Annotated in this window: 4 protein-coding genes and 1 pseudogene; all 5 read right to left on the reverse strand. The window is 67.9% G+C overall.

Translation table 11 applies throughout. The annotated features are described in order from the left end of the window. Positions 1-510: MBL fold metallo-hydrolase (locus ACK59X_RS17030; protein ID WP_409959048.1), on the reverse strand; the 510-nt coding region annotated here is incomplete at its 3' end. Positions 511-538: 28 nt separating this feature from the next. After that, positions 539-1,252 (reverse strand): ABC transporter ATP-binding protein, encoded by a 714-nt coding sequence (locus ACK59X_RS17035; RefSeq protein WP_409959054.1) that lies wholly within the window; start codon positions 1,250-1,252, stop codon positions 539-541. 14 nt (positions 1,253-1,266) lie between these two features. Then, entirely contained in the window at positions 1,267-3,036 is a 1,770-nt protein-coding gene (locus ACK59X_RS17040; protein WP_409959050.1) for an ABC transporter permease subunit, read from the reverse strand. Continuing rightward, positions 3,033-3,956 (reverse strand): branched-chain amino acid ABC transporter permease, encoded by a 924-nt coding sequence (locus tag ACK59X_RS17045; protein ID WP_409959052.1) that lies wholly within the window; start codon positions 3,954-3,956, stop codon positions 3,033-3,035. The genes ACK59X_RS17040 and ACK59X_RS17045 overlap by 4 nt, the downstream gene beginning before the upstream one ends. Before the next feature lie 97 nt (positions 3,957-4,053). Continuing rightward, positions 4,054-4,345: pseudogene (locus ACK59X_RS17050) on the reverse strand (branched-chain amino acid ABC transporter substrate-binding protein); the annotation flags it as partial.

The following is a 4,345-nucleotide window of genomic DNA, read 5'->3' on the forward strand; positions in this document are numbered from 1 at the left end:
GGTGTCGCCCTTGGTGTGGCCGCGGCCCAGCTGCAGGATCTGCACTTCGAGCTTTCCGAGCCACAGCGTCATCTTCCTGTTGAAGGTCATGGTCGGCCAGGTCAGGCCCTCGGGCACGCTCTCCACATTCTGGAACAGGCGTGGAAAGCGGCCGATCTCGCTGTCCTTGTCGAACTGGCCGCGCTCGACGATCAAATCGCGCGTGTCCTCGCTGGCGATGATGTGCTCGGCCCCGTAGGCGCTGGCGCCCAGCACGCGCACCGCGTGGTAGTGCGAGAGCAGCACGTACTTGATCGGTTTGTCCGTCACCTCGCGGATGCGGCGGATCACGTCCTGGGCCATGACCGGGGTGGCCTGGGTGTCGATGACCATCACGGCGTCGTCGCCAATGATGATGCCGGTGTTGGGGTCGCCCTCGGCCGTGTAGGCGTAGGCGTGGTCGGAGAGCTTGTCGAAGCTCACCTTCTTGACTTCCAGGTCGGCGGCGGAGGCGAAGGTCTTGGTGGTCATGGGTGGGTCCTTGGTGGTCCGGGTGATGTCAGTGCGTGCCCAGGTAGGCGGCCTTGACCTTGGGGTTGTTGAGCAATTCCACGCCCGAGCCTTCGAGCGTGATGAGGCCGGTTTCGAGCACGTAGGCGCGGTCGGCCACGCCCAGCGCCTGCTTGGCCATCTGCTCCACGAGCAGGATGGTCAGGCCCGCATCGCGCAGCTGGCGGATGGCGTCGAAGATGTCCTTGATGATGAGCGGCGCCAGGCCCAGCGAGGGTTCGTCGAGCAGCAGCAGGCGCGGTTCGCTCATGAGGGCGCGCGCAATGGCCAGCATCTGCTGTTCGCCGCCCGAGAGTGTGCCGGCAAGCTGGTGCTCGCGCTCCCTGAGGCGCGGAAAGCGTGCGAACTCGCGCTGCAGCGCGGCCTGCATCGCAGCCGCGCCCTGCGCCTTGCGCGAGTAGGCGCCCAGCATCAGGTTCTCGCGCACGGTCTGGTCGGCGAACACGCCGCGCCCCTCGGGCGACATGGCCACGCCCAGGCCCACGCGCTGGTGTGCGGGCACATGGGTGCAGTCCTTGCCGTCCACGAGGATGCGGCCCTCGCCCACCGGCTCCAGCCCGCAGATGCTTTTCAGCAGGGTGCTCTTGCCCGCGCCGTTGGCGCCGATGATGGTCACCACCTCGCCCTGGCGCACTTCCAGGCTCACGCCCTTGACCGCCTCGATGGCGCCATAGGACACCTTGACGGATTCGATCTTCAACATGCTCATGGTTCCACTCATGCGGCGGCGGTGGACTCTTCGTCCACGCCCAGGTAGGCGGCGATGACGCGCGGATCGGCCTGCACGTCGGCAGGCTTGCCTTCGGCGATCTTGATGCCGTAGTCGAGCACGATCACGTGGTCCGAGATCGACATCACCAGGTCCATGTGGTGCTCCACCATCAGAATGCTCACGCCACATTTTCCGATGCGCTGCAGCAACTGGCCGAGTTCGGCTGTCTCCTGCGGGTTCAGGCCGGCAGCGGGCTCGTCGAGCAGCAGCAGTTGCGGCTCGGTGGCCAGCGCGCGCGCCAGCTCCACGCGGCGCTGCAGGCCGTAGGGCAGGCTGCCCGCGGGCTGGTGCGCCAGGTGCGACAGGCCCACCAGGTCCAGCAGCTGGATGGCGCGCTCGCGCGTGGCCACCTCCTGGCGGCGCGCCTGGGGCAGCGACAGCAGTGAGGAGAAGAAACCGTTGCTCATGCGGCTGTGCCGCCCCAGCATCACGTTGTCCAGCACCGACAGGTCGGCGAACAGGCGCAGGTTCTGGAAGGTGCGGCCCATGCCCAGGCAGCAGATGGTGTGCACCTGGCGGCCCACGATCTCCTGGCCCAGGAAGCGGATCGAGCCCTGGTCGGGATCGACCACGCCGGTGAGCATGTTGATCATGGTGCTCTTGCCCGCGCCATTGGGGCCGATGAGCGCATGGATGTGGCCGCGCTGCAGGCGGAAGGACACGTCCTGCGCAGGCTTGACCCCGCCATAGGACTTGCTCACGCCCTGCACCACCAGCAGCTCGCCGCTGCCGTCGGGGCCGATGCGCGTGGGCGCCGCGCCGCTGGCGGCGACGCCGCCCTGGCGGACCTTCTGGAACAGCCGGTTCACCAGGCCCATGATGCCGCCGGGCATCACGTACAGCGCGAACAGCAGCAAAAAGCCGTACAGGAAATGCTGTACCGAGGGCCAGCGCGCGAGCAGCGCATCCACCAGCGTGAGGATCACCGTGCCCACCAGCGGGCCGTACATGGAGCCCGAGCCGCCGAACAGCACCAGCAGCAGGATGAAGATGGACAGGTGGAAGGTGATGAAGTCGGAGTTGATGTACTGGTTCTGCTGCGCCACCAGCGCCCCCGCGACGCCGCAGGTGACGGCCGCGACCACGAAGGCGATGACCTTGGCGCGGTAGACGCGCACGCCCACCGAGGACGAGGCGATCTCGTCGGCCTGCAGCGACAGCAGGGCGCGGCCGAAGCGGCTGCCGATGAGGTTGCGCAGCAGCAGGTGGGCCACGGCGCTGAGCACGATGCCGAACCACACCCATTGCTGGGAGGTGAGAGGCTGGCCGTTCCAGGTCAGCGGCTTGATGCCGTAGATGCCCTGGGCACCGCCGAACACGTCGGTCCACTCGCCCACGAGCTTTTCCACCACGATGCCGAAGGCCAGCGTCACCATGGCCAGGTAGGGGCCCTTCACGCGCAGCGAGGGCAGCGCGATCAGCACGCCGCACAGGCCCGAGATGCCGGCGGCCAGCAGCAGCGCCAGCCAGGGGCTCATCTCGGTGCGCGTGGTGAGCAGCGCGGCCGCATAGGCGCCGGCGGCGAACAGGCCGGCCTGCCCCAGGGACTTCTGGCCGGCATAGCCCACCAGCACGTTCATGCCGGCGGCGCACAGGTAGTACACGCACATCATGAACACGATGCGCAGGTAGTAGTCGTTGCCGATCAGCGCCGTGGCACCGATCAGCGCCGCGGCCACCAGGGCCACGCCTGCGATGTGACGGCCCTGCTTCATACCTTCTCCACCATCTTCTTGCCGAACAGCCCCGTGGGGCGGAAGGCCAGCACCAGGATCACCAGGGCGAACACCGCCACCTCGCGCCACTGGGCCTGCCACAGGTTGACCAGGGACTCGAACACGCCGAGCACGAAGCCGCCGATGACGCAGCCGCGCGGGTTGCTCAGGCCGCCGATCATGGCGCCCGAGAAGCCCTTGAGACCCACGGTGAGCCCCATGAACAGAGAGGCCTGCGCAATGGGCGCGAGCAGGAAGCCCGACAGCCCCGCGAGCGCCGAGCTGACGACGAAGGCACCGATCATCACGGCATTGGTGTTGATGCCCATGAGGCTGGCCACGCTGCCGTTGGCCGCCACGGCGCGCATGGCCTTGCCGACCATGGTGTGGTTCATCACGCGGTCGAACACAAGCATGATGGCGACGGTGACGCCCAGGGTCAACAACTCCTGCGGGCGCACGCCCACGCCCAGGAAGCGGATCACGCCGTCGCCCACGGGCGCCGGCACCACCACGGGCTTGGGCCCCCAGATCGCCAGGCCGATGCTCTGCAGGATGACGCCGAAACCCCGGGGGCTCATCACCCAGGCCAGGCCGGGACGGCCCGCGAAGGGCCGCCCGCCGATGGCGTACAGCAGCCAGCCCAGGAGGCCCATGGCCCCCAGGGCAGCCGCCAGCGCCAGCAACTGGGCCGGCGCCCCGGGCACGGCATCGCCGAAGGTGGTGGAACTCACCGGTTTGCCCAGCACCAGGAACAGCGCGCTCATGCCGATGAAGGCCCCCGCTGAGACGAATTCGCCGTGCGAGAAATTGAGGGTCTTGGTGGTCGTGAATGTGATGCTGAACCCCAGCGCCACCAGCGCGTAGGCACCGCCCACCGCCAGCCCGCTGATGATCGCCTGCAAGAGCGCTTCTGTCATGTTTGCTTCCTCGCGCGGGGGCGGCGCGGGCAAGGTGGCCCGCGCCGCACGCCGCTGTGGTCGTCGTGCGTCGTCTGCGAAAAGGGCCGATGCCCGCTTACTGCTTGAAGTCGGCCGGCGTGAAGGAGCCGATCAGCGCGTCGGTGTAGGGCAGGAGTTTGCCGTCCTTCCAGCGGATCCAGACCAGGTCCTTGGCGGTCAGCGCGTCATGGTTGGTCTTGGTGAACGGCTTCTCGTAGGTCTTGAGCACGCCCTGCACGGGGGTTTTGAGGTCTTCGAGCGCCAGCCGCACGGCGGATCCATCCGTGGTCTTGGCTTGCTTGACAGCCTCGGCGTACAGCAGCACCGAGTCGTAGCCGTGCAGCGCGAACGAGAACGAGCCGGGGGCC

This window comes from Acidovorax sp. (assembly GCF_046339755.1).
In the GTDB taxonomy this organism is placed as follows: Bacteria; Pseudomonadota; Gammaproteobacteria; order Burkholderiales; family Burkholderiaceae_C; genus Acidovorax.

Bases quoted from the DNA above. Each gene is read 5' to 3' on its own strand.
- ACK59X_RS17035 (WP_409959054.1), bottom strand. From the start codon at position 1,252: ATGTTGAAGATCGAATCCGTCAAGGTGTCCTATGGCGCCATCGAGGCG.
- ACK59X_RS17045 (WP_409959052.1), bottom strand. From the start codon at position 3,956: ATGACAGAAGCGCTCTTGCAGGCGATCATCAGCGGGCTGGCGGTGGGC.
- ACK59X_RS17040 (WP_409959050.1), bottom strand. From the start codon at position 3,036: ATGAAGCAGGGCCGTCACATCGCAGGCGTGGCCCTGGTGGCCGCGGCG.